Origin of the sequence: Rothia mucilaginosa (assembly GCF_001061665.1) — a bacterium.
Classification (GTDB): Bacteria; Actinomycetota; Actinomycetes; order Actinomycetales; family Micrococcaceae; genus Rothia; species Rothia mucilaginosa_A.
On the sequence record NZ_JVSP01000013.1, the window covers coordinates 56008 to 78592 of the forward strand.

Annotated in this window: 21 protein-coding genes; 3 read left to right on the forward strand and 18 right to left on the reverse strand. The window is 61.6% G+C overall.

What is annotated here, in order from left to right; translation table 11 throughout:
* The first annotated feature begins 20 nt into the window (after nt 1–20).
* On the forward strand, nt 21–1307 hold the full coding sequence (locus ADJ95_RS06250) for an AI-2E family transporter (protein ID WP_049333650.1): 1287 nt from the start codon (nt 21–23) through the stop codon (nt 1305–1307).
* 157 nt (nt 1308–1464) lie between these two features.
* On the opposite strand, the gene ADJ95_RS06255 is transcribed toward ADJ95_RS06250, so the two are convergent.
* Nucleotides 1465–2280 carry an alpha/beta hydrolase gene (locus ADJ95_RS06255; protein WP_049333652.1) on the reverse strand — a complete coding sequence of 272 codons (816 nt, stop codon included), beginning with the start codon at nt 2278–2280 and terminating at the stop codon, nt 1465–1467.
* A gap of 109 nt (nt 2281–2389) precedes the next feature.
* The gene (locus ADJ95_RS06260; RefSeq protein ID WP_049333654.1) at nt 2390–2716 is read right to left on the reverse strand and encodes a hypothetical protein; all 327 of its coding nucleotides are present in this window, start codon (nt 2714–2716) and stop codon (nt 2390–2392) included.
* A 69-nt stretch (nt 2717–2785) separates the two neighbouring features.
* Between ADJ95_RS06260 and nucS the strand changes: the two genes are divergently transcribed.
* Entirely contained in the window at nt 2786–3499 is a 714-nt protein-coding gene (gene nucS, locus ADJ95_RS06265) for an endonuclease NucS (protein ID WP_049333656.1), read from the forward strand.
* 155 nt (nt 3500–3654) lie between these two features.
* Here nucS and ADJ95_RS06270 read toward each other — a convergent pair whose 3' ends face one another.
* From ADJ95_RS06270 to ADJ95_RS06330, 13 genes are all read right to left on the reverse strand, one after another.
* Nucleotides 3655–3912, reverse strand: coding sequence for an ATP synthase F0F1 subunit epsilon (locus tag ADJ95_RS06270; protein WP_049333657.1), 258 nt, complete (start codon nt 3910–3912; stop codon nt 3655–3657).
* A 2-nt stretch (nt 3913–3914) separates the two neighbouring features.
* Nucleotides 3915–5378, reverse strand: coding sequence for a F0F1 ATP synthase subunit beta (gene atpD / locus ADJ95_RS06275; RefSeq protein ID WP_049333659.1), 1464 nt, complete (start codon nt 5376–5378; stop codon nt 3915–3917).
* Between the two features lie 56 nt (nt 5379–5434).
* Nucleotides 5435–6376 carry a F0F1 ATP synthase subunit gamma gene (locus tag ADJ95_RS06280; RefSeq protein WP_049333662.1) on the reverse strand — a complete coding sequence of 314 codons (942 nt, stop codon included), beginning with the start codon at nt 6374–6376 and terminating at the stop codon, nt 5435–5437.
* A 75-nt stretch (nt 6377–6451) separates the two neighbouring features.
* Nucleotides 6452–8077 carry a F0F1 ATP synthase subunit alpha gene (atpA, locus tag ADJ95_RS06285; RefSeq protein WP_049333664.1) on the reverse strand — a complete coding sequence of 542 codons (1626 nt, stop codon included), beginning with the start codon at nt 8075–8077 and terminating at the stop codon, nt 6452–6454.
* Nucleotides 8078–8265: 188 nt separating this feature from the next.
* A complete protein-coding gene (locus ADJ95_RS06290) occupies nt 8266–9078 on the reverse strand; it encodes a F0F1 ATP synthase subunit delta (protein WP_049333666.1) in 813 nt (270 codons plus the stop codon).
* On the reverse strand, nt 9078–9635 hold the full coding sequence (locus ADJ95_RS06295; protein ID WP_049333667.1) for a F0F1 ATP synthase subunit B: 558 nt from the start codon (nt 9633–9635) through the stop codon (nt 9078–9080). The genes ADJ95_RS06290 and ADJ95_RS06295 overlap by 1 nt, the downstream gene beginning before the upstream one ends.
* A 51-nt stretch (nt 9636–9686) precedes the next feature.
* Complete coding sequence (gene atpE, locus ADJ95_RS06300) at nt 9687–9890, reverse strand: ATP synthase F0 subunit C (RefSeq protein ID WP_049333669.1); 204 nt, start codon at nt 9888–9890, stop codon at nt 9687–9689.
* A gap of 171 nt (nt 9891–10061) precedes the next feature.
* Nucleotides 10062–10859 (reverse strand): F0F1 ATP synthase subunit A, encoded by a 798-nt coding sequence (gene atpB / locus ADJ95_RS06305; protein WP_049333671.1) that lies wholly within the window; start codon nt 10857–10859, stop codon nt 10062–10064.
* Between the two features lie 112 nt (nt 10860–10971).
* Complete coding sequence (locus tag ADJ95_RS06310; RefSeq protein ID WP_049333673.1) at nt 10972–11232, reverse strand: hypothetical protein; 261 nt, start codon at nt 11230–11232, stop codon at nt 10972–10974.
* 29 nt (nt 11233–11261) lie between these two features.
* Nucleotides 11262–11774: a hypothetical protein gene (locus ADJ95_RS08985; protein ID WP_152691719.1), complete on the reverse strand. Its 513-nt coding sequence runs from the start codon at nt 11772–11774 to the stop codon at nt 11262–11264.
* A gap of 59 nt (nt 11775–11833) precedes the next feature.
* Complete coding sequence (locus ADJ95_RS06320; RefSeq protein ID WP_049333674.1) at nt 11834–13147, reverse strand: MraY family glycosyltransferase; 1314 nt, start codon at nt 13145–13147, stop codon at nt 11834–11836.
* A gap of 108 nt (nt 13148–13255) precedes the next feature.
* Nucleotides 13256–15214: a polysaccharide biosynthesis protein gene (locus tag ADJ95_RS06325; protein WP_049333676.1), complete on the reverse strand. Its 1959-nt coding sequence runs from the start codon at nt 15212–15214 to the stop codon at nt 13256–13258.
* Nucleotides 15214–17190, reverse strand: a complete 1977-nt coding sequence (locus ADJ95_RS06330; protein WP_049333678.1) for a glycosyltransferase — start codon at nt 17188–17190, stop codon at nt 15214–15216. Before ADJ95_RS06330 ends, ADJ95_RS06325 begins: the two co-directional genes overlap by 1 nt.
* A gap of 530 nt (nt 17191–17720) precedes the next feature.
* Here ADJ95_RS06330 and ADJ95_RS06335 point away from each other — a divergent pair.
* Complete coding sequence (locus ADJ95_RS06335; RefSeq protein WP_049333680.1) at nt 17721–18722, forward strand: NAD-dependent epimerase/dehydratase family protein; 1002 nt, start codon at nt 17721–17723, stop codon at nt 18720–18722.
* Between the two features lie 141 nt (nt 18723–18863).
* Here the strand turns inward: ADJ95_RS06335 and ADJ95_RS06340 are convergent, their stop codons facing one another.
* The 3 genes from ADJ95_RS06340 to ADJ95_RS09390 form a co-directional block, all read right to left on the reverse strand.
* Nucleotides 18864–20072 (reverse strand): L-threonylcarbamoyladenylate synthase, encoded by a 1209-nt coding sequence (locus ADJ95_RS06340; protein WP_049333682.1) that lies wholly within the window; start codon nt 20070–20072, stop codon nt 18864–18866.
* Nucleotides 20073–20239: 167 nt separating this feature from the next.
* The gene (gene prmC / locus ADJ95_RS06345; protein WP_049333684.1) at nt 20240–21142 is read right to left on the reverse strand and encodes a peptide chain release factor N(5)-glutamine methyltransferase; all 903 of its coding nucleotides are present in this window, start codon (nt 21140–21142) and stop codon (nt 20240–20242) included.
* Between the two features lie 44 nt (nt 21143–21186).
* Entirely contained in the window at nt 21187–22461 is a 1275-nt protein-coding gene (locus ADJ95_RS09390) for a hypothetical protein (RefSeq protein WP_049333685.1), read from the reverse strand.
* Between the last annotated feature and the right edge of the window lie 124 nt (nt 22462–22585).

Consider the following 22585-nt stretch of genomic DNA (forward strand, 5'->3'; position numbering starts at 1 on the left):
TTCCCTTGAAAAGGACCCGTATGAGCAATCAGAAGCACCCCTCCGGCGATGGCGGGGACCAGCACTCCGAGGAACACCACAAGAAGGAATCCCTCGCCGATCAGCTGACGGGTACCCTTACCGATCTGACCGAGAGCATCAGCCAGGTGCGCTCCAACCGTCGACGCGCATCCATGCCCCCGACCGACACCCTACCCGTGGTGTCGGCGGCCGGTAGCGATACTCCCCCGCCGCCGAAGGTCCTCGGTAACGGCAAGACCTCCATGATGCACAACCCCGTCGCGTTCGGCTTCCTCATGACCGTCGGTGTGGGTCTGGCCCTGCTGGCCTACTACATCTTCAATAACGTGGGTGCCCTGGTGGGCTGGGTGACCGGCGCTATTTTCATTGCGCTGGGTCTGGACCCGATTGTGCGTCGCCTGGAGGCTTGGGGCATTAAGCGCAACATCGGTGTGATCGTGGTTCTCGCCGGTTTTGCCGGTGCCGTTGCCGCCCTGGTGATGAGCATCGGCCCGATTATTAGCGAGCAGGCCTCCAAGTTTGTGCAGTATGCCCCGAATATTTACCAAAACACTATCGATTCTGATTGGTACCACGAGCTCGATCAGCGCTTTAACATCAGCAGCTGGGTGAATGAGAACGTCCCCAAGTTCCTGGAGTCAACGTTCTCTTCCTCGCAGGTCAATAGCTTTATGTCGAGCCTGTTGTCTGCCGGTTCTACCCTGGCGCAGAGCGTGACCGGCGTAATTATTGTTCTGTTCCTGTCCCTGTACTTCCTCACCTCGATGAACACCATCAAGGCCTGGGGTGTGCGTCTGGCGCCGGGTTCCAAGCGCGCCCGCGTCAAGTACATCACCGATAAGATCACCGACTCGGTGGGTAACTACGTGATGGGCCAGGCTATGGTGGCCATCTGCAACGCCCTTTTCGCATTCTTCACCATGCTCTTCCTGGGGTTCAGCTTCCCCCAGTTGATGGCCATCGTCATCCTAATTCTGGCGTTCATCCCGCTGGTTGGCGGCGTGGTGGCGCTGATTCTGACCTCGCTGATTCTGCTGACCCAGGGCTGGAGCATGGCGCTGTGGTTTGCGGTGGCGTACTTCCTGTACTTGCAGGTGGAGGCGTACCTGATTTCTCCGCGTATTATGGCTCGCGCTGTGTCGGTCCCTGCCGGTGTTGCGATTATTTCGGTGGCTGCCGGTGGCGCGCTCTGGGGCGTGCTGGGCGCACTGATTGCTATTCCGACGGCGGCTTCCATGCTGATTCTGGTGCGTGAGGTGTTCATTCCTCGCCAAGACCAGTTATAGTCACCTCCCAGCTGTAGTCACCTCCAGCTGTAAACAGCTGTAGGTTCTCTACGCGCTCGTTCTTCTTCCTGCGGGCAACTATCTCGTATAGATACGAAGGCGGCGGCTTTGGATTCTCCATCCAAAGCCGCCGCCTTTACGTTTCTGTGCTGAGCGTTTAGAGCTCGGTAATTTCTTCTGCCACCGGGCCGCTGTATTCGGTGGGCAGCTCGGTTTCGGTGCCGGTCACGATGCTCACCACGGTGTTGAGCACCTGCTGCACCGACTTCTCGCCCACCCACAGGTGCTTGCAGCCCTCGAAGGGAATCACGTGAGTGCGAGGCACGGCGGCGAAGCGCTCGCGGGCCGCGGGAGGTTGCAGGTAGTCGTCGTGCTCGGGGACCAGCGCGTACAGCGGGTTCGAGATCTTGTTCCACTCGTCCAGCTCAGCCGGGTGCACACGGTGCAACGGCGGGGAAAGCAGAATAGCGCCGGTGAACTCGCCGGCGTATTCGGGGCCGTACTTGAGCACCAGCTCGGTGCCGAAGGACCAGCCGACCAGCCAGGGGTTCGGCAGGGCGCGCTCGCGCACAAACTTCAGGATTGCGTCGAAGTCCTTCTTCTCGGCGAAGCCGCCGTCAAAGACGCCCTCGCTGGTGCCGCGAATCGAGGAGGTGCCGCGCGTGTTGAAGCGTAGCACCGCAATGTTCGCCAGGGCCGGCAGACGGAATGATGCCTTCTTGTACACGTGGGAGTCCATGTAGCCGCCGTGGGTGGGCAGCGGGTGGAAGGTCACCAGGGTTGCCTTGATTTCGCCCTCGGGCAGGGCCAGCTCGCCGACCAGGCGCTTGCCGTCGGCGGTGGTCACGACGAAGTTCTCGCGGCGTGCCGGTAGCACGGTGCGTGCCTTAATGGGGGTGGGTTCTGCGGGGGTGCTGAAGACGTAGCGGGCGGGATCGAATTCCTGCTCGCGGGTAACCTCTGCGGTGCTCATGGGGTTCCTTCACTCTTGAGATGTACGCGCGTGCGCGTCTGTCATTCTTCTAACGTTGGAGTTTCTAGCGTCGGGGTGCCGGATTATCCGACGCGATGCTCTGCCGCGGCTATTTGCGGCGGGTCCTCCAGCAGTGCTGGTGCCAGTGCCGGCGCTCGTCGATGGCCCTCGAACGTCCCAGCGTGTGGCTCTCCTGCCACACCACCAGATGCGCGGTTCCCGGCGGAATCGGGCGGTAACATTCGGGGCATGTGTAGGTTTTACGGGCGTTCACCGCCGGAATGTACTGCACGAGCCAATCGCCGAAGCGGTCGCTCTCCAGGCGGGGCGCGGGGTCAAGAATCCTGCTGATGTCCCGTCCCGCGGGTGCGCTACGGTGCCACTTATCGCTGGTGGTACCGGACGCTCGCTTACCGGGGTGATTCTTACGTGCCATGAGCCCTATTCTACCGCGCCCGCTCCTGCCCTCTCCCCCGAGGCTGCGGATACCTGCTAGAGTGGACGGATGCGTATTGTCATTGCTGAATGTTCCGTTGATTACGAGGGCCGCTTGCGCGCCCACCTTCCTCGCGCCACTCGCCTGCTCATGGTGAAGAACGACGGCTCGGTTCTCATTCACTCCGACGGCGGCTCCTACAAGCCCCTGAACTGGATGAGCCCTCCCTGTTCCCTACTGGTGGCTGAGCGTGAGGACGTTCCGCAGAGCATCCGTGAGGACCTGGAGCCCGACGTTCAGCAGCTTTGGACGGTGCAGGCCGCCAAGAGCGACGACCGTCTGCTCATTCGCATCTACAGCATCGAGCACGAGCACTCCACCGACCTGGGCGTGGACCCGGGCCTCATCAAGGACGGCGTGGAGGCCGACCTGCAGCGCCTGCTCGCCGAGCAGATCCACACCCTGGGCGAGGGCTACTCCCTTGTGCGCCGCGAATTTCCCACCCCAATCGGCCCGGTCGACATCATGGCCAAGGATGCGCACGGCGTCTCCGTGGCGGTCGAGCTCAAGCGTGTGGGCGATATCGACGGCGTGGAGCAGCTCACCCGCTACCTGGAGCTGCTCAACCGTGACCCGCTGCTAGCGCCTGTGCAGGGCGTATTCGCCGCTCAGACCATCAAACCGCAGGCCCGCACCTTGGCCGAGGACCGCGGCATCCGCTGCGTGAGCCTGGACTACGACGCCATGCGCGGCGTGGACGACAGCGCGGACCGCCTGTTCTAAGCGGCTCTAGACAACTCATAGGGGTGCTTCCTGTGCTTTGGGAAGCGCCCCTCTTTCTGCGCACACCACGTAGCCCGGATACAGTAATCGCCGGTGCCTCACCCCGTAGGGGGTGAGGCACCGGCGATTGCTATATCACCGAGTCCAGGCGGGACCTAGACCCGTGCGTGCTTGGCGGCGATGGTCACGTGATCGTTCGAGACGGTCAAGAAACCAGCGTTGAGGGTGGTCTTAATGGTTTCGCCCTCAACAGGTTCGATGAGCAGCTCGCCGTCCTGTGCCAGCAGCGCGCAGGTGGGGATCATGCCCGGCAGAATACCGAGCTCACCGTCGACGGAACGTGCACGAACGTAGTTCGCCTCACCGGTCCACACCGTGCGCTCGCGGGAAACAACTTCAACCTTCAGAGCCATGATTACTTAGCTCCAGTCTGTGCCTTGATTTCCTCGTAGCGGCGCATGACGTCGTCCATACCACCAATGTTGTAGAAGGCCTGCTCGGGGATGTGGTCCACATCGCCGTTGCAGATCATCTGGAAGGACTCGATGGTGTCCTTCAGCGGCACGGTCGAACCCTCGACACCGGTGAACTGCTTTGCAGTGTAGGTGTTCTGGGAGAGGAACTGCTCGATACGACGTGCGCGAGCCACGACAATCTTCTGCTCCTCGGAGAGCTCGTCCACACCCAGAATTGCGATGATGTCCTGCAGTTCCTTGTTTTCCTGCAGAATAGCCTTCACGCGAATTGCGGTGTCGTAGTGCTCCTGACCGATGTACTGGGGGTCCAGAATTCGGGAGGTGGAGGACAGCGGGTCAATTGCCGGGTACAGACCGCGCGATGCGATTTCACGAGAGAGCTCGGTGGTCGCATCCAGGTGCGCGAAGGTGGTTGCCGGCGCCGGGTCGGTGTAGTCATCCGCAGGCACGTAAATTGCCTGCATGGAGGTGATGGAGTGACCGCGGGTCGAGGTGATGCGCTCCTGCAGCAGACCCATTTCGTCGGCAAGGTTCGGCTGGTAACCCACTGCGGAGGGCATACGGCCCAGCAGGGTGGAAACCTCAGAACCTGCCTGAGTGAAACGGAAGATGTTGTCGATGAAGAGCAGCACGTCCTGATTCTTCACATCGCGGAAGTACTCCGCCATGGTCAGACCGGTCAGCGCCACGCGCAGACGGGTTCCCGGGGGCTCATCCATCTGGCCGAACACGAGGGCGGTGTCCTTCAGAACGCCTGCCTCTTCCATTTCGACCCACAGGTCGTTACCCTCACGGGTACGCTCGCCCACACCGGTGAACACGGAGGTACCACCGAAGTTACGAGCCACACGGGTAATCATTTCCTGGATCAGCACGGTCTTACCCACGCCTGCACCACCGAACAGACCGATCTTACCGCCCTTGATGTAGGGGGTCAGAAGGTCGATGGACTTGATGCCGGTCTCCAGCATTTCGGTGGAGCCTTCCAGCTCTGCGAAGCCGGGAGCGGCACGGTGGATCGGCCAGTAGGTGTCAGCCTTAATCTCGGAGTTCGGCACGTCGAGGGCGTCACCGAGCACGTTGAAGAGGTGACCCTTCACGCCGTCACCGACGGGAACGGAAATCGGTGCGCCGGTGTCGACCACAGCCTGACCGCGGACCAGGCCGTCGGTCTGCTGCAGGGAGATGGCGCGAACAATCGAGTCGCCCAGGTGCTGAGCGGTCTCGAAGGTGATGGTGCGGGTGCGGCCGTCGAGGGTCAGCTCGGTAGTCAGAGCGTTGTAAATCTCGGGGACCTGACCGGCGGGGAACTCGACGTCGACCACGGGGCCGATGACGCGGGCAATACGACCCGTTGCGCCCTGAGTCGGTGCGGAGACCGAATCGTTGTAGGTGGCAGTCATATTTCTCACTTACTTAGAAAGTTTGGACAGTTGATGGCTTCGTTGGCGTACCGATACTAGGAGCCGAGGGCGTCTGCGCCGCCCACGATTTCGGAGAGCTCCTGAGTAATTTCCGCCTGACGTGCGTTGTTCATCAAACGGGTGTACTTGGTAATCAGCGTCTCGGCGTTGTCGCCCGCGGTCTTCATTGCGCGCTGGCGGGATGCCAGCTCACTTGCTGCTGCCTGCAGGAGGCAGGAGAAGATACGCGATGCAATGTAGCGCGGCAACAGCGCGTTGAGCACTTCCTCAGCGGAGGGCTCGAACTCGAAGGATGCCGCCTGCTCGTACTCAGCCTTGGTCAGTTCCTGATCGGGAACGATTTCCTCGCCCAGTGCCTTTGCCTCGCCCACGTGGATGGGCAGCAGGCGCAGGATCTTGGGTTCCTGAACAACCATCGACTTGAATTCGGTGTACACGATGTGCAGTTCGTCCACGCCGCCCTCTTCGAAGGGCAGATCGTAGGCTTCGAGCAGCGCGTCACGGATCTCGACGGCGGTTTCGACGCGAGGTGCATCGGTGTGGCCCTCCCACGCACGGGCATAGGGGCGCTCACGGAACTCGAAGTAAGCCTTTGCCTTACGGCCAACCAGGTACAGCTGTACCTCCTGGCCGTTCGAGCGCAGCCTCTCAATCAGAGATTCGGTACGACGCAGGATGGCGGAGGAGTACGAGCCGGCCAGACCGCGGTCACTGGTGACGACCAGGATTGCGGAGCGGCGGTGTTCGTAGGTGCCAAACTCGTGCGGCTTGTAAATCAGCGGGTGCTGAATACCCTTCTGGGTCGCAACCGCAGTCACCACGCGGGTCAGAGCGTTCGCGTAAGGGCCAGCTGCCTGAGCAGCGTTACGAGCCTTGTTAATGCGGGAGGTCGCGATCATCTCCATCGCCTTGAAGATCTTCTTCATGGACGACGTCGAAGCAATCTTCTGTCGGTAAACCCTAATCTGGGCTCCCATAGAGCTTCCTTTCTCCTGCTCGTCTGCCCCGCCCCGACCCTAGAGCCGGGGCGGGCAGGGAGCGAGGACTAATCGCTAACCGATGGTTTCCTGGGTGATGTCGCTATCGCGAGCTGCCTTGTGCTCCTCGTGACCTGCGTCGACGAGGTGGCTGCTGCCCTCAGACTGGAAACCCTGCTTGAACTCGGTCACCGCGGTCTTCAGAGCGGCAACGGTGTCGTCCTCAAGCTTGCCGGAGGAGGCAATGTCGGTCAGGACCGAGGTCTTGTGACGCAGGTACTCGATGAAGCCTGCCTCGAAGCGCAGCACGTCGGAGACCTCAATGTCGTCGAGGTAGCCGTTGGTGCCGGCCCAGATGGAGACAACCTGCTCCTCGACGGCGTACGGGGTGTACTGCGGCTGACGCAGCAGCTCGGTCAGGCGGGAACCGCGGGTCAGCTGAGCCTTGGTGGCGTCGTCCAGGTCGGATGCGAACATCGCGAACGCTTCCATTGCACGGTACTGTGCCAGCTCCAGCTTCAGGGTACCGGAGACCTTCTTCATAGCCTTGGTCTGTGCGGCACCACCAACGCGGGACACGGAGATACCGACGTCCACTGCCGGGCGCTGGTTAGCGTTGAACAGATCGGACTGCAGGAAGATCTGGCCGTCAGTAATGGAGATGACGTTGGTCGGGATGAAGGCGGAAACGTCGTTTGCCTTGGTCTCAATGATCGGGAAGCCGGTCATCGAGCCTGCGCCCAGGTCGTCGGAGAGCTTAGCGCAACGCTCCAGCAGGCGGGAGTGCAGGTAGAAGACGTCACCGGGGTATGCTTCACGTCCCGGCGGGCGACGCAGCAGCAGGGACACGGCGCGGTATGCTTCTGCCTGCTTCGACAGGTCGTCGAAGATGATGAGGACGTGCTTACCGCCGTACATCCAGTGCTGGCCGATAGCCGAACCGGTGTAGGGTGCCAGGTACTTGAAGCCGGCTGCGTCGGATGCGGGAGATGCCACGATGGTGGTGTACTCCAGCGCGCCGCGGGTCTCCAGGGTGTGGCGGACAGCCGCAATGGTGGATGCCTTCTGGCCAACGGCCACGTAGATGCATCGAACCTGCTTGTCCGGGTCACCGGAAGCCCAGTTGTCCTTCTGGTTCAGGATGGTGTCGATCGCGATAGCGGTCTTACCGGTCTGGCGGTCACCAATGATCAGCTGACGCTGACCGCGGCCGATCGGAATCATCGAGTCAATTGCCTTCAGACCGGTCTGCAGCGGCTCGTGAACCGACTTACGCTGGGTCACGCCGGGAGCCTGCAGCTCCAGTGCGCGGCGGCCTTCAGCCTCGATGGGGCCCAGGTCGTCAATCGGGTTACCCAGGGGGTCAACAACGCGACCGAGGTACGCGTCGCCAACGGGCACCGAGAGAACCTCACCGGTGCGGTGTACAACCTGACCCTCTTCAATACCGGTGAAGTCACCCAGGACAATCACACCAATATTGCGGGTATCCAGGTTCTGTGCGAGGCCGAGGGTGCCGTCTTCGAAACGAAGCAGCTCATTCGCCATCACCGAGGGAAGGCCCTCGACGCGAGCGATACCGTCGGAGGCCGATACAACTCGACCCACCTCAACACGTTCTGCATTGCCGGGTTCGTAAGACGCTGCAAACTCGTTCAGCGCATTACGGACATCGTCGGCATTGATGGTCAGTTCGGCCATCTTGTGTCCCTGCTCTCTCATTGTGGTTACGTTCCATCAACGGAACTAACCGAAACTTGCAATCCGGGTTCAACGGGCGGGCCATGCCGCCTCCGCGTTGGAGGAGGCATACGCCGCGCACCCGCCTACCCGAGGTATCTTCTAAATCACCGTTGCGACGAACGGTTCAGCGTCGCTAGCTTGAGCCGCTAGCCGATGGAACGAGACAGGTCGGACATACGGGTCTCGACGGTACCGTCGATCACCTCGTCGCCCACCTGAACACGCAAACCGCCCAGAACGGCGGGATCCACCGAAACGTCGAGCTTCAGCTCGCGGCCGTACACGGCGTTGAGTGCGCGACCGAGACGTTCAAGCTGTGCCTGCGACAGGTTGATTGCGCTGGTAACGCGCGCAATGTAACGGTTCTGTCGCTTGACGATGATTTCTGCGAACTCGTCGGCAGCCCGCGCGGCGTGAAGGCCACGAGGATTAGAGCCAACTCGTTCGAGCAGAAGCACACCCTCGGCGGTGGTGGCGGGGCCACCGAGCGCCACGGCGAGCTTCTTCTTTGCTTCTTTGCTTGCCTGATGGTCGGACAGCGCTTCCTGCGCCTGAGCGTTGGAATCAACGGTACGCACAAAGGTGAGTAGTTCGTTGAGTACCTCGTCCAGGGCATCCACGCCACCGCGAGACTGAGCCGATGCGATCACGGCGAGCACCGCTGCACGTTCCAGGGCATCCGCCAGGTCGGAATCCTCGGACCAGCGCTGAGCCACCGCGTTGGTGAGTACAGCCATGGCCTGCGAAGAGATCTTGCCGTCAAAAACGGAATTGACGATTCCCTGGCGGGCCGCTGCGTCACGCGAAGAATCGGTGACGGCGCGGCGAAGGGTGCCGTTGTGGTCGAGCACGTCGACCAGTGCGAAAAGCTCGCCCGCAAGCTTCAGAGGCTGCAGGGAAGCGTGGGCTTCCAGAACCTCTTCCACCTTGCTCAGTGATTCAGTAGATACTCCTGCCATTACCGAGCCGCACCTGCGTTCTGCTTCTCGGTTTCAAGGTCAGCAAGAAAACGATCTACCACACGGGCCGATCGCTCATCATCGTTGAGGGCTTCGCCCACAATCTTGCCGGCAAGGGTCGTAGCCAGAGTGCCAACCTCGGAACGGAGGGACACTGCTGCTGCCGCACGCTCTGCCTCGATAGCCTTCAGCGCGTTATCGCTAATGCGCTGTGCTTCAGCGGTTGCACGCTCGCGAGCGTCGGCAATGATTGCCTCGCCCTCTGCGCGTGCCTCTTCACGAATCTTCTGAGCCTCCAGTCGAGCGCTTTCGAGCTGCTGGGTGTACTCATCGCGAGCCGCTGCAGCCTCTGCCTGTGCCTTCTCGGCCTTGGCAAGGCCACCTTCGATTGCTTCCTTACGGTCCTGGTAGATCTTCTCGAACGCCGGGACGACGTACTTAGCAACGATGTAGTAGAGGATCAGGAATCCGATGAGGGTAATGACAATTTCCCCGACGTCGGGAATGAGGGGGTTCGAAGCTGCCTCCGCTCCCCCTTCGCTTGCCAGATAAATCATGGAGGGAATCCTGTTCTATGGGATGGGTCGTTTAGGATGTGGCGGAGCCGGTTACTTGATGAAGACGAGAACCAGGCCCAGAATTGCCAGTGCCTCGACCAGTGCGAAGCCCAGGAACAGCATGGGCTGCAGAGTCTTCTGAGACTCAGGCTGACGAGCAACGCTGGTCATGTAAGCCGCGAAGACCAGACCCACGCCGATGCCGCCGCCGATAGCTGCCAGACCGTAGCCAACCGCAGTGATGGAACCAACCATTATTTTTCCTTTCAACAGTGCTCAACCGGGAACATATCCGAACAGAGCAGAGTTTGATTTGAGTTATAGCCCGCACAATGAACGTGTGGGTTGCTTTATTCTTGTCCGGAGCCGGTACCCCAGCCCCGAACGCGAAAACCTAATAAAAAATTTAGAGTGTCAGCAAACTGACTAGTGACCCTCAGAAACCGAGCCCTGCAGGTACACAGCCAGCAGCAGAGCGAACACATACGCCTGGATGCACTGAATCATGAATTCCAGGAAGTACAGGAACAGGCCCAGGGCGCCGGGAGCGATGGCGGCCAGGTAGCCGATACCGCCAAGAGCCTCAACCATGTAGGTCACCATGCTGGAGGCAACCATCAGCGCCAGGTGACCACCGAACATGGTGGCGAACAGACGCAGTGCGTGGGTTGCGGGACGAATCAGCATGTTCGAGAAGAACTCGATCGGGATCAGAATGGGGTAGATCCAGAACGGCAGGCCCGCAGGCATGGTGATGTCCTTGAAGAAGCCGCCCAGGCCCTTGCGCTTGATGCCCACGCCGACCCAGGTCAGGTATGCCACGCCAGCCAGCGCGTAGGCGCTACCGGGGTGGGAGAAGGAGGGCAGCTGGATGAACGGAATCGCGCCGTAAAGGTTGTTCACCAGAACAAAGAAGAAGGAGGCGAACAGAATCGGGACGAAAGGCTTGTAGTGCTGAACACCCAGGGTTTCCTTGCCGAGGGTGTTGCGAGCAAACAGGTAGCCGGACTCAGCGATGAACTGAGTCTTTCCGGGAACCATGGCACGCTTGCGCGCTGCGGTGAGGAAGAAGACCGCAATAATCACCACGGAGAGTAGCACCAGCGCGTTCTGCTTACCAAAGGCGAAATCACCAATGGTGAAGAAGGGGGGAAGATGCATGTCTTCGGGGTTTGGCGGAACATAGGCCCCGGCTTCCGCGAGGATCAACCCGTTCTCGATCAAAGCAAGTCCTTTCTTGCTGCTTGTGGCTATCAAGAGCCCATGCCAGCTCTTGCGTGACTGACATGCTAACTACATGGATGAATGTGTGACCTAGCGGTCCGCGTTCAATGACCTAACGGTCTTTATTCTGCCTGGTCATGTGGGTGAAGACGAGGGTTAAACCCCCGATGGCGCCGATTAAGACGCCACCCCATACCATCCAGGTGGTGGAGAAGACCAGGTCACCGAGGTAACCAATACCTCCCCACACCGCAACGCCGATGATCAGGTAGAGAATTGACATCACGGCGCCGGAGAGACCTCCGCCGGATACCAATTCTCCGGTGGTGCGGAGCTTTCGATCTCCGTCCCACCACTTCTTCTCCTCGGCCAAACGTATATTCCTTTCAAACACCTATCGTGTTACCGACTATGGTCTTCCGAGTCGGTGTCGAAGTACAAAATTCTCAATCGTGCAATGCTGACTGTCTCAATAACAATCCACAGAATCACGCCGGTGCATGCGCCTGCGAGAGTCCAACCGTGCCTCAGGTTCTCTGGGAACGGAACAAACATCAACACCAGACCGAGCAGGGCAATCTTCACAAGATAGCTCACCACCAGCGATTTGGGTACGCCCCAGTCGAAAATGGGAGCAACCAACATAACCAATACGCCCAGAGTGAAGCATATATAGATTATCAGAAAGCCCAATGTTATTCCTAGCGCGCCCACAGGGCCCGCAAACAGGTACGCACTCATCATACCGCCCAACCAAGCCAGTAGAGAGTAAGCCGATACCCTGTAGAATAAAAATTTCCAGGAAAGCTCTTGACTCTCGAAAGAAGAGGCCTTCAAACCTGCTTGAGCACGCTCTCGGCGGCGTTTCTGCTGCTTCTTGCGCTCCGCCGGCGGATACCACAGAACGTCCACCACGCGCCTCCAGACAGGCTCTGCTACAGCCTCCTTTTGAGGTTGTGGCGACCTAGACACCATTAGTGTTTCTCCCCACGGTTCTGTTTCGACTGAGGCGCAGAAGAGTGCTCATTAGAAGGCTGCTCCGCGCAATCTTTCACCGAGTCCGGAATGATGGGCGCGGGATGCAGAGAGGTCGGTTCCACCCGCTCCGGGGTTGCGGGAACACCGGTCGCAGAAGAAGACGAGGTGCCCCGACCCGCCTTCTTCGGGGCTGCCGGCTGCTCCGCGGGAGAAGCCGACGAGGGGGTACCGGCCTCGGCAGAGGAGCCGCCCTTCGCCGCCTTCGTCAGGTCAATCGTTGAGCTGGGGGCTTCACCACCAAAAAGCTGCGGCATGCGCAGGTACACGGCCAGCACGGCGAGCGCCACAAGCACCACGCCGAGCGCGGCAAAACCAGCACCCGAGGTGTACAGGTCGGAGGCGAAGGCCAGCAGGACCCACACCAAAATCGTCACGCCCGTGACCACTGCGGTCGATCCCAGGTGGCTGAAGCCCACGTCCGTCAGGCGCTGATATACGTGAGTGCGGTGCGGCTTGTACCACTGCTCCCCCGCCATGAAGCGGCGGAAGAGAGTCGAACCGGCATCGGCCAGATAGGTAACGAGAGGAGCGAAGGCCAGCAGCACCGGAACGTCAGCAAACCAGGCGCCCACCGCCAGAGTACCCAGGGCCGTACCCAGCACGTAGGAACCGGCATCCCCCAGAAAGACGTTCTTGCCCGGGCGCACGTTCCACGGCAGAAATGCCAGGTACGCGCCGGCCACCGCCACACCCCCCATAGCCAGCCAGGGCAGGTTGACCATCCAACCGGTCAGCGCGTACGCCAAACCGGCCACCAGGCCGTGAGCACCCGAGATGCCGTTGATGCCGTCCATAAAGTTGGCCACGTTAATGTAGCCCGCGATGAACACGGCACCGACCACCACCAGCAGCGGGTTGGTACCCTGAACCGTCGCGAAACTGACGCTCACCAGCACACCGATGACCAGCTGCAGGGCAGCGCGACGAACGATACTCACGCCGCGAATATCTTCGAGCCAGCCCAGGGCCAGGGAGAAAAGCATGGCGGCGGCAATCGTGATGGCCAGCTGCAGGGACTCGGCGGAGCGGTAGGTCCAGCCCAGCAGGGTCGCCACGAGGAAAGCCAGCAGGGTCGCCGCGGCCGTCGCCAGGCCCATGCCGCGGTAGGTCGGCGTGGTGTGCGAGGACCGTTCGTTGGGGATGTCCACCATGTTGTAGCGATGCAGAATCGGACGCACCGCAAAGGGCAGGAGGGCACCGGCAATCACCGCAAGAACGAAAATGCTCGTTAGCTCGGGAAAGGAGGTCATGATGGCTCCGGGTCGTACTGTCTCGTGAATGTGTTTATCGTATGGCTCCGCCGACCCCGGGGCGCCGGGAAGACGCTCCGATAGGGGCGGCGTCGAAGAGCCGGTCGGTTAGAAGGTCTGCGCGTTCTCCAGGGTGCGCGGATCGGGCGCGCGCTCCAGGCCGTGGCGTTCGTAGCCGCTGTGCTCGCGGTAGTTCTGAATCCACAGCTCGTAATCCAGCTCGTCCGGGTTCAGGGCCGGCGCGCTCGAGCGTGAAATGTAGCGGTTCTCCTCGCTGGGCACGAGCTTCTCCGTATCGCCGAAGAGCGTCTCGTCTAGCTTCTCGCCCTTGCGCAGGCCAATCTCCTTGATTTCAACGTCGTAGCGTTCGTAGGCCTGGCGCATAGCCTTGGCCACGTCCAGGATCTTGACCGGCTGGCCCATGTCCAGCACCATGACCTCGCCCGGACGGCCAATCGCACCGGCCAGCATCACGAGCAGGCAGGCATCCGCGATGAGCATGAAGTAGCGGGTCGCGCGCTTATCGGTCAGGGTAATCGGGCCGCCAGAGAGAATCTGCTTGGTGAAGAGCGGCTTAATCGAGCCGCGCGAACCAAACACGTTGCCGAATCGCACCGAAACGTAGGTGTTGTCGGTCTTCTCGCCAAAGTACGCGGTCAGGCGCTCCGCCACGCGCTTGGACTGGCCCAGGGCCGTCTTCGGGTCCGCCGCCTTATCGGTCGAAACGTTCACGAAGGTCTTCACGCCCACGGCCTCGGCGGCACGCAAGACGTTCAGGGTGCCCAGGGAGTTCGTCTTCCAGGCCTCCTGCGGGTAGGCCTCCAGCGCCGACACGTGCTTCAGCGCGGCGGCATGGAACACCACCTCGGGGCGGCGCTCCCGGAAAATCTCCAGCAGGGTATCGCCCTCGCGAATATCCGCGAGGATAATGCGGTCGTCGTCCAGGCTTGACTCGTGCGTAATCGACACCTTGGTGTCCATCAACAGGGTCTCGTCGTGGTCAAGCATCATCAGGGTCTCAGGCTCAAATTCGCTAATCTGGCGGCAGAGCTCAGAACCAATCGAACCGCCAGCACCCGTCACCAGAACGCGCTTGCCGTGCAGGTACGAACGGAGGATATCGCGATCGATATCGTAGTTAATCTCGCCGCGGATTACGCGCATCAGGTCGTTATCGCTCGCGTTCACCAGGCGCTCACCCATCAGGCGGGCGTTCGCGCTGCTGATGCGCTGCACCTCAACCTTCAGGCGACGCATGCGCTCGCAGAAGGCCTCAAAATAGTCCTCCGGCATATCGGAAATCGTGACGATCACCTTGTGAGTGCCCGATTCGCGAATCGCGCGCTCAAGCTCGCGGTAGGTCGTAATCACCTGGATACCGTGGAACTTAGTGCCGGCCTTCAGCGGGTCATCGTCGAAGACCGCCACGGGGCGCAGCTTCGCCTCCTCATCGTGCAGCATAGAATCCATCACCATGCCGCCGATGAAACCGGCGCCGTACACGATCACCGGTTCGCCCGTCAGTTCACGCACCGCGCCGCGCTCGGTGTAGACGCGCTTGGCCATGCGGGCACCTGCCATCATAATCAGGCTGAACGCCGCGGCAATCGCGGGCACACTGTGTGGAATGTGCGGCAGGCCAACAAGCTCATCCACAAAGGAGAAACCGGTCAGCACCACGCCCGTGCTCAGCGCCGCCGCCGCGGCGCGCCACGACTCGTCAAAGGATCCGTAGGAGTACACGCCGTTATAAATCTTGGCTGCCGCCAAACCGAAAATCAGCTGCAGCAGCACCGCCCCGGCGGCCGTAATCGTCAGCGAAATGGGGTGGATGATGTCAAACACCGAGCCATTGCTAAGTAGCACGCTATAGCGCAGCATGTACGCGAACAGCACCGCAAGAACCCAGGCACTCGAGTCAATCAGCGCCTGCGCAATCAGCCACCACGGCTTGCGCTCGTACAGACGATTCACCAGAACGGCTCCGGAATCGCCCTCCGTCATCAGCGTGCCGCGCTGAGCAGCACGTCGTACCGCCTCGTGGGCGTCAGATTTCAGCTGGGCCATTAAAAGCCTCCTTCAGATGCGGCACCGGTGAAACGGTCCGAAGATGAGCGAGTAGAGGATGCGCGTGCGGCCACGGTGGACAGCGCGCGGAAAGCGTTGCGGCGCAGGGATTCGGGCACGAAGCGGTACACGCTGCGCACCGCCATGTTCTGCGCCCAGCGGGCCTTCGAAATGGCGTGGCCCGTGTACAGTCGGCGTTGAATCGCCCAGTCCTGCTTCCAGGCGTCCACTCCCCCGCGCTTCGTGTAGGCGCCGGCGCCCACGCGGTAGCGCACGAGAGGTGCGGGCAGGTTGCCCAGGCGGTAGCCGGCGTCGCGCAGGCGCATCCACAGCCACCAGTCCTCGGCACCGGGCACGTACTCGTAACCGCCGAGGGTCTGCACGGCGCTCTTACGGAATGCCACCGAGGGGTGGTAGATCGGGTTGCGCGAATCCATGGCGCGGAGCAGTCGTTTGGGCTCGACGATGGCCTCGCGGACCGACTCAACCGCCGAGTTGTTCTCGTTGACCTCGAGCATGGCCGAGCCGAGTAGCGCGTAGCCACCCGCGGCCAGGGCCGGAATCAGCTCGGCGAAGCGGGTGGGCTCGGAAATATCGTCAGAATCGGCGCGCGCCACCAGCTCGTAGCTGCAGGCCCGCAGACCCGCGTTCAGGGCCTCGGCCAAACCCACGTTCTGCGGTAGCTCCACGAGCTGAATCGGTGGGCAATCCAGGTTTTCGGCGCGGGCACCCCAGCGGTCCACCACGGCGCGCAGCTCGGGGGTGAGCGGACCGTCCAGGACCAGCACGAGCTCGGAGGGGCGCAGGGTCTGGTTCAGCAGATTCGATTCCAGCGCCTGTTCCAGGTACGCGGGGTTCTCCTTCGCGTACACGCTCATGAGCACCGAGAAGTCGGGGGCGGAGCTCACGCATCCAGCGGCCCCGGCGTTCCCGGTCACGACCGGCTCGGGGTTCGAGGCCGGAACGCCGTAGCGCCCCGGGAAGGTCAGCGGGTAGATGCCCTCCAGCACCCGGCGGTTCGGGGTGGTCGGGCGCAGGCCGTCACGCAGACCGTTCAGGAAGTACTCCAGGTAGGTACGGCGGTCGTCGGTACGAAGCAGGGTGGAGACCCACAGGCGGGCCGAAGAACCACCGTAGAGCAGCTTTTCCAGCGGGTTCAGGGTACGCGAGCGCGTAAACACCCACAGCTTGTTGCGCACGTCGTTATAGAAGCGCGGGCCGGGGTTGGCGTTCGTCGTGCCGAAGGTCTTGGTGTGGTGCTTCGCCACCGAGGAAGGCACCGCAATGCCGTCGCGGTGGTGAATCAGGCGGGTCGAGAATTCGAAATCGTCGTTCCAGATGAAGAATTCGGCGATGGGCAGGCCGCCGTTACGGCGGATGACCTGCGCGTCCATGAGAATCGAGACGAAGGAGGCGCTGCGAATCGGGCGGGCCCCCACCGCGCGGGCGCGGGCGTGGCGTTGCTCCCCCGCCGCGAACATCGTGCGAGGGGTGTTCATGGGGTGGTCCTCACCGTTCGTCCACACCACGCGAGAGGCCACCACCGCGGGGCGTTCGGCGGGGACCTCGGAGTAGCCGAGCCACGCCTCAACGGCTTCGGCCAGGGTGTTCTCGGTCGGCTCGGTGTCATCATCCATGACCCACACGAGGTCGGGGTTGTGGCGTTCCAGGGCGCGGTCGATGCCCACCGCGAAACCGCCGGCGCCGCCCATGTTCTGCCGCAGGGTAATGCGGTCCACCGGCAGGTCGTACTCCAGGGAGTCCAGGTATGCGGCGGTGTCATCGGTGGAAGCGTTATCGACGATGACCACGGCGACCGGGCGCATCCGGCCCGAGGCGATGCCTGCCAGGGTCTTGGGAAGCAAATCGCGGCGGTTGTAGGTTACGACCACCGCGACGGTGCGGGGTTCGTGCTGACCGTCATGTTCGGCGGGGTGCTGGGTAGGCGCGGGTCGGTTGCTGTGCTGTTCTGCCATAGTGTTCTCCCTCCGCGGCGCCGAGGCACCTTATCCGTTCAACGTTGAGGCATATCCTTCTCCGTGCGGGGACCGGGTGTTTCGGCGGTGTCCGCGACGCTACTGGATGAGGATATAACTCTCCAAAGTGACCATTTTACCGGGGTCTTCACCTCGAGGTGAATCTTCCCCACTAACGCACCCATTATGACGCATATTCAACCTCAATCGGTTGTTTTTCCGTATGTCGGATTGCGCCGGCCCCGCGGCAGTTCACCCTTCGCCAGAGGGTGAATAACCTCTAAGGATTAGGTGGAGGCGCAGGTTACGAGCTGGTATTACGGCCCGCGGCGAAGCAAGGTGCCGTTCAGCCAATGTTTTCAAGGCTGTTTTCGATGGCTCCCCTGTGCCCGAGCTGTGCCCGTCGTGCGAAAAAGCGACCAAAAACCGGTCACCGCCCCAACAATTCACCATAACCGGTGCAAATATGCGAAAGTTGAAATGACCCTGTTTTTCCCCGCACCGACCGCGGGCTTTTGAGAGGTAAAGACATGTCCGAATCCAGGTGGAAAGTCATTGGCGCCAGCGGCTTTGTTGGCTCCGCCATCGTTGCGCGTCTGAACGCAGAGGGGATCAGCGTCGATCCCATTGAAGCGCCCCGCCTCGCCACCCGCTCCCTTGACGTAGACAGCATTATCGACGAGGCAGAACAGCTGGAGGGCATCATCGATTCCCTCGCAGAAGCCTTCGCCAGCGCGCAGGTCGTGGTGAACGCCGCCGGCCTCGCCGCCCCGAACATGCAGGACCTGCCCCCGCTCATGGGCGCGAACGCCCTGCTGCCGGCTGTCATCGCGATTGCCGCCCAGCGCACCGGCGTGCGCCGCGTCATTCATCTCTCCTCTGCCGCGGTGCAGGGCCCCCGCCCCGTACTCGACGCATCCGAGGAGACCGCGCCCTTCAGCGCCTACTCGTTCTCCAAGACCCTTGGCGAGGAAGCGCTGCTCGACCTGCAGGATTACTTCCTGGAGGAGCATCCCGAGAGCGCACCGGAGCTGTGCATCCTGCGCGCAACCAGTGTTCAGGGTCGCGGCCGCCGCACGACCGAGCTCTTTGCCAAGATGGCTTCCTCCCCCTTCGCATCGGTGGCCGGTGCGGGCCAGGGTAAGTCCCCCGTCTCCAGCGTGTACGCGCTGGCCGAGTTCGTGGTGATGCTCGGAACCTTCCCCGGCGAGCTGCCCACCATCGTGCTGCAGCCCTGGGAAGGCGCAACCGTCGCCTCCGCTTCGCTGGATGCGGGCCGCCGCAAGCCCCATCACCTGCCCGAGTGGCTCTGCCGCGCGGCCATCAAGGCCGGCTACAAGGTATCGGAGCTCATGAACGATAGGTTCTCCGGTTCCGTGCGTAAGGTCGAGGTCATGTGGTTCGGTCAGGGTATTGACGATTCCTGGGCCCGCAAGAACAACCTGCTACCCACCCCGCGCGTGCGCGAGGTGTTGCGCACCGCCCACACGGCACTGGGTAAGAAGAAGGACCGCCGCTTCGCCAATAGCTAGGTGGCGCCGCCTCCGGCGAGAAAGCAGCCTAACGCGCGCGAGATAGCATAAGGGAACGCCCGATATATCTGTTGATATATCGGGCGTTCCCTTAAGTTTTACTCCTGAGTTCTACTCACGGAGTTTTAACCGTGGCCGGGCCTACAGGTGATCCTCGGCGGCTTCCGGAGCCTCGGTCTTAGCATCAGCCTCGGTCTTAGCATCAGCCTCGGCCTTGGCTTCAGGTTCGGTCTTCTTCTGCTCAGCCTTCGCTTCAGTCTTCGGGGCGGCGGGTGCCTCGCCAAAGACCAGGGCGCGGGCAGTATCGGCAGGGACAGGCTGAACCCGCGGCTCATCCGCGCGAATCGGCTTGGGAGTGTTGTCGCGGTAGCCGCGCGAGCGCTCCTGGTCCACCGAGGTGATGCCGAAGCCCGAACCCAGCGCGCTCGTAGCGCCCAGCAGGGAGGCGGCAATCGAACCAGCCGCGGGTGCCTCGGCGCGGCGGGCGGGTTCGCCGCTCACCGTGTGGGTGCTGTCCCACTGCTCGTAGGCTTCGTCCAGGCCCTCCTGCTCGTCCAGCACCTGCTGGGAGGCGTCCGAGGTGTTCGACGCGCTCTGCGATGAGCCCTGTGCCTCCTCAACCTTGCGGGCCGCCTGTTCGTCGGCCTCGGCGCGGGTCAGAATCGAGGGGATCACCTCGCGGAGCTCCTCAACGGGAATCGCGCCCTCGCGCACCACCACGTAGGGGAACGAGGTGCAGTCCAGGATGGTCGAGGGAGCCGGCTCGCGTTCGGTCACCACCGTGACGCCGTCCTCGTTGGGCTCTGATTCGTGCGGCTTCGGGCGGGGGCCACCATCAATAATCACCGCGACGTCCTCGCCCAGGGAGTCCATGGCGGCCTGGGCGGTCGCAGCAGCCTCCTGGCCGGTCTTGTTAGCGCTCGAGACGGCCAGCGGGCCGTGCTCGGTCAGCAGTTTCAGGGCAAACTCGTCGTCGGGAACACGCACCGCGACGGTGCCTCGGGTCTCGCCCAGGTCCCAGCTCAGCGAGGGGTAGGCGTGAAGAATAACGGTCAGCGCGCCGGGCCAGAAACGGTAGCCCAGGTCGTAGATGTCGTCCGGAACGTCATCCACCACGCCGGCGAGCGCCGCGATATCAAAGATGAGTACGGGCGGCGGCATGGTGCGGTCGCGGCCCTTATCTGCCAGCAGTTTGGCAACGCCCTGATGCGAGAAGGCATCGGCGGCAATACCGTAGACGGTATCGGTGGGCATCACAATCGTGTCGTGCGCCTTGAGGGCCTCGCGGGCGGCGTCCAGCGCCTCGCGGGTCTCGGTTTCAGTCGTTACGGGGTACAGCTTTGCAGTCACGGGTTATATTGTCTCACGTTTTATGGATTGCGGCGATACGCCGGGGAGGGTGCGCGTCACGGGGTTGACGCGTCGCGCCTCGTCGGCGGCTGATACGACGGTTAGGATGCGCGGCGGCTCCGTTCGGTGGCCCCGCCCGGCTCGGAGGCTAGGAGTCGGCCCCGATGCTAGGAGCCTGCGGCGGCAGGTTTGTAGCCCGCGCTGTGCCGGGGCCTGCCGTTCAGGTCCCGTACCGGGTAGCACCGCTCGAAGCCAACGCGCGCCAGGAGCTCAGCGACGGCTTCTTCCTGGGTGTCGTCGTGCTCCATCATGAAGAAGCCTCCGGGGGCCAGCAGCTCGTAGGCGCGCGCGGCGATGGCGGAGGGCATCTTCATGCCGTCCGCTCCCCCGCCGTACAGCGCCATCTCCGGGTCGTGCAGGGCGGCCTCCGGGGCGGCGGGCACGTTCGCCGGCGGAATGTACGGCGGGTTGGAGAGCACCGCGTCGAAGCGGCCAGCCAGCTCGGTGAGGGCGGTGAGGGCGTCCCCCTGCACCAGGTGCACGCCGAGCGACTCCAGGTTCTTGCGGGCGTAGGGGATGGCCTCTTCGGAGAGCTCCACCGCGAAGACTTGGGCGTTCGGCAATTCGCTCTTGACCGCCGCCGCAATGGCGCCGGACCCTGTGCACAGGTCGACGATGCGCAACTGACCGGTCGCCGACTCGGCGCGTGCGCTCAGCACCTTGAGGGCTTCTTCGACGAGCAGTTCCGTTTCGGGCCGGGGTACGAATACGCCCGGTCCGACTGCCAGTTCTAGGCGGTAGAAGGGAGCGGAGCCGGTGATGTGCTGCAGCGGTTCGCGGCAGGCGCGGCGAGCGACCAGTGCCTCGTACTCTGCGACCTGGTCGGGGGTGAGCCGTTCCCCCATGAGCGCTGCGTGCTGGAGGTGCGAGCGTGAGCCGTCGTAGAGCAGATGCGCGGCGAGTAGCTCGGCATCGACGCGGGGGCTGGGCACCTGCGCCAGCGCCGCGGTGGCGCGCACAAGTACCTGCGCGAGTTCTTCCCCGCGCGGGTCATGCACATTCACCTTCATGAGCTCTCCTTACGCTCTCTTCTACCTTTAGAAATTATCCCCTTTTAGGAATTACCCTCGGAGTCCTCATCCGATTCTTCCTCTGACTCTTCGACGGGCGCGCTATCGCAAGCTCCCAGCACAGTGACCATGCCGAGTTCGGAAGGTCGGAGCCTCGGTAGCGAACTCGAGTCGTCCTGGTCACTCAAGTGATCTTCTCGACGGAACTCGCCGCCGCGGCATGCAGGGCAGCTAGAATCGCAGGATTCTTCACACTTCTCACCGAAAACACCCACGCACTGATACTCCGGGGTTTCCTTGAGGAGCGCGATGCTCTCCCGAAGTAGCAGCTCAAAGGGGCTGGTTTCTTCCAGGTAGCTATAAATGTCATTCGCATGGAATTCCATACGGTCGGCAATCACTCGGGTTGCCATGCAAACCAGCTTCAAGTATTCGTCAGAATACTTACCCTGGTCTTCATACTTCTCGCGCAGGTTGTTCCGCCAGCCCTTCTTCATGTAGAAGTCCACGGTATCCGCCAGGCAGAGAATCAGATGCGGCCCTTCCGCCTCCATGAATTCGGAAATAGCCGGCTTGTTCAAGAAGTTCTTGTACATGCCGTTCGGCCACGCACTCGATAAATGGACTTGGGGGTGTTCCCACCTCTCAAGATAAGAGAACCAGCCATAGTCGAGATCGTTATACTCGGGGGATCCCTTCATCTTCTTGAGAACATGTGCCACTTCAGCCGATACGGGGACTATATGGCAGTCTGCATCCGCAAAGTTGGTGGTGCGTTCATAGGTGATTGCAGGCCAGTTATGCACCCTCACTATACGACTCAGCTGCTCGCGCATGTGGGTGTGCATGTAGATAAACATACCGTGTTCAGGCACTACCACGTGTTCGTAAATGGCCTTTGGAATCCAAGGAACTACTCCGGTCAACACGTAGTTTCCCGCATGACACGGAATATCTCGACGCGGGTTAATGGGGGTTGCAACGGTTACTACAGTCTCATTGACCGGGGGTCCTAGGTAAAGAGCCTGTTCAATATTTACCCCCCTTTCCTCAAAACGTCCCTCGGTATCGTGGTATCGAAGGTCGACCTTAAAAGGGTCGTGTTCTAGAATCGTGCCGCTAAATACGAACCGCCCGTCGCACTCAGTCACCCACGGTTCACCCAGTTGCGCATCATGCAGCATCTTAGCGGTGAACTGGTCACCGTCTACAGTGTCCACTTCGAGGACCAGTAGCTCTGTTCCGCCCTTGCCATCACTGAAATCCACAATTCGGGCAAGGATTCCATCACCCGGTTGAAGCTGAACAATAACACCCATGTTCTTTGTCCTTTCTCTATCTACGTATAACGTTACACAATATCTAGCTATTTCATCTCTGCGCTCGTCATTATGCCCCCCCCGATAGGGAGGGGCAGTACGAGGAGCAGCAATATACCTGCAG

Excerpts from the sequence above, each read along its gene's own strand:
- ADJ95_RS06250 (WP_049333650.1), top strand. The coding sequence starts at position 21 with ATGAGCAATCAGAAGCACCCCTCCGGCGATGGCGGGGACCAGCACTCC.
- ADJ95_RS06255 (WP_049333652.1), bottom strand. The coding sequence starts at position 2,280 with ATGAGCACCGCAGAGGTTACCCGCGAGCAGGAATTCGATCCCGCCCGC.
- ADJ95_RS06260 (WP_049333654.1), bottom strand. The coding sequence starts at position 2,716 with ATGGCACGTAAGAATCACCCCGGTAAGCGAGCGTCCGGTACCACCAGC.
- nucS (WP_049333656.1), top strand. The coding sequence starts at position 2,786 with ATGCGTATTGTCATTGCTGAATGTTCCGTTGATTACGAGGGCCGCTTG.
- ADJ95_RS06270 (WP_049333657.1), bottom strand. The coding sequence starts at position 3,912 with ATGGCTCTGAAGGTTGAAGTTGTTTCCCGCGAGCGCACGGTGTGGACC.
- atpD (WP_049333659.1), bottom strand. The coding sequence starts at position 5,378 with ATGACTGCCACCTACAACGATTCGGTCTCCGCACCGACTCAGGGCGCA.
- ADJ95_RS06280 (WP_049333662.1), bottom strand. The coding sequence starts at position 6,376 with ATGGGAGCCCAGATTAGGGTTTACCGACAGAAGATTGCTTCGACGTCG.
- atpA (WP_049333664.1), bottom strand. The coding sequence starts at position 8,077 with ATGGCCGAACTGACCATCAATGCCGACGATGTCCGTAATGCGCTGAAC.
- ADJ95_RS06290 (WP_049333666.1), bottom strand. The coding sequence starts at position 9,078 with ATGGCAGGAGTATCTACTGAATCACTGAGCAAGGTGGAAGAGGTTCTG.
- ADJ95_RS06295 (WP_049333667.1), bottom strand. The coding sequence starts at position 9,635 with ATGATTTATCTGGCAAGCGAAGGGGGAGCGGAGGCAGCTTCGAACCCC.
- atpE (WP_049333669.1), bottom strand. The coding sequence starts at position 9,890 with ATGGTTGGTTCCATCACTGCGGTTGGCTACGGTCTGGCAGCTATCGGC.
- ADJ95_RS06320 (WP_049333674.1), bottom strand. The coding sequence starts at position 13,147 with ATGACCTCCTTTCCCGAGCTAACGAGCATTTTCGTTCTTGCGGTGATT.
- ADJ95_RS06325 (WP_049333676.1), bottom strand. The coding sequence starts at position 15,214 with ATGGCCCAGCTGAAATCTGACGCCCACGAGGCGGTACGACGTGCTGCT.
- ADJ95_RS06330 (WP_049333678.1), bottom strand. The coding sequence starts at position 17,190 with ATGGCAGAACAGCACAGCAACCGACCCGCGCCTACCCAGCACCCCGCC.
- ADJ95_RS06335 (WP_049333680.1), top strand. The coding sequence starts at position 17,721 with ATGTCCGAATCCAGGTGGAAAGTCATTGGCGCCAGCGGCTTTGTTGGC.
- prmC (WP_049333684.1), bottom strand. The coding sequence starts at position 21,142 with ATGAAGGTGAATGTGCATGACCCGCGCGGGGAAGAACTCGCGCAGGTA.
- ADJ95_RS09390 (WP_049333685.1), bottom strand. The coding sequence starts at position 22,461 with ATGGGTGTTATTGTTCAGCTTCAACCGGGTGATGGAATCCTTGCCCGA.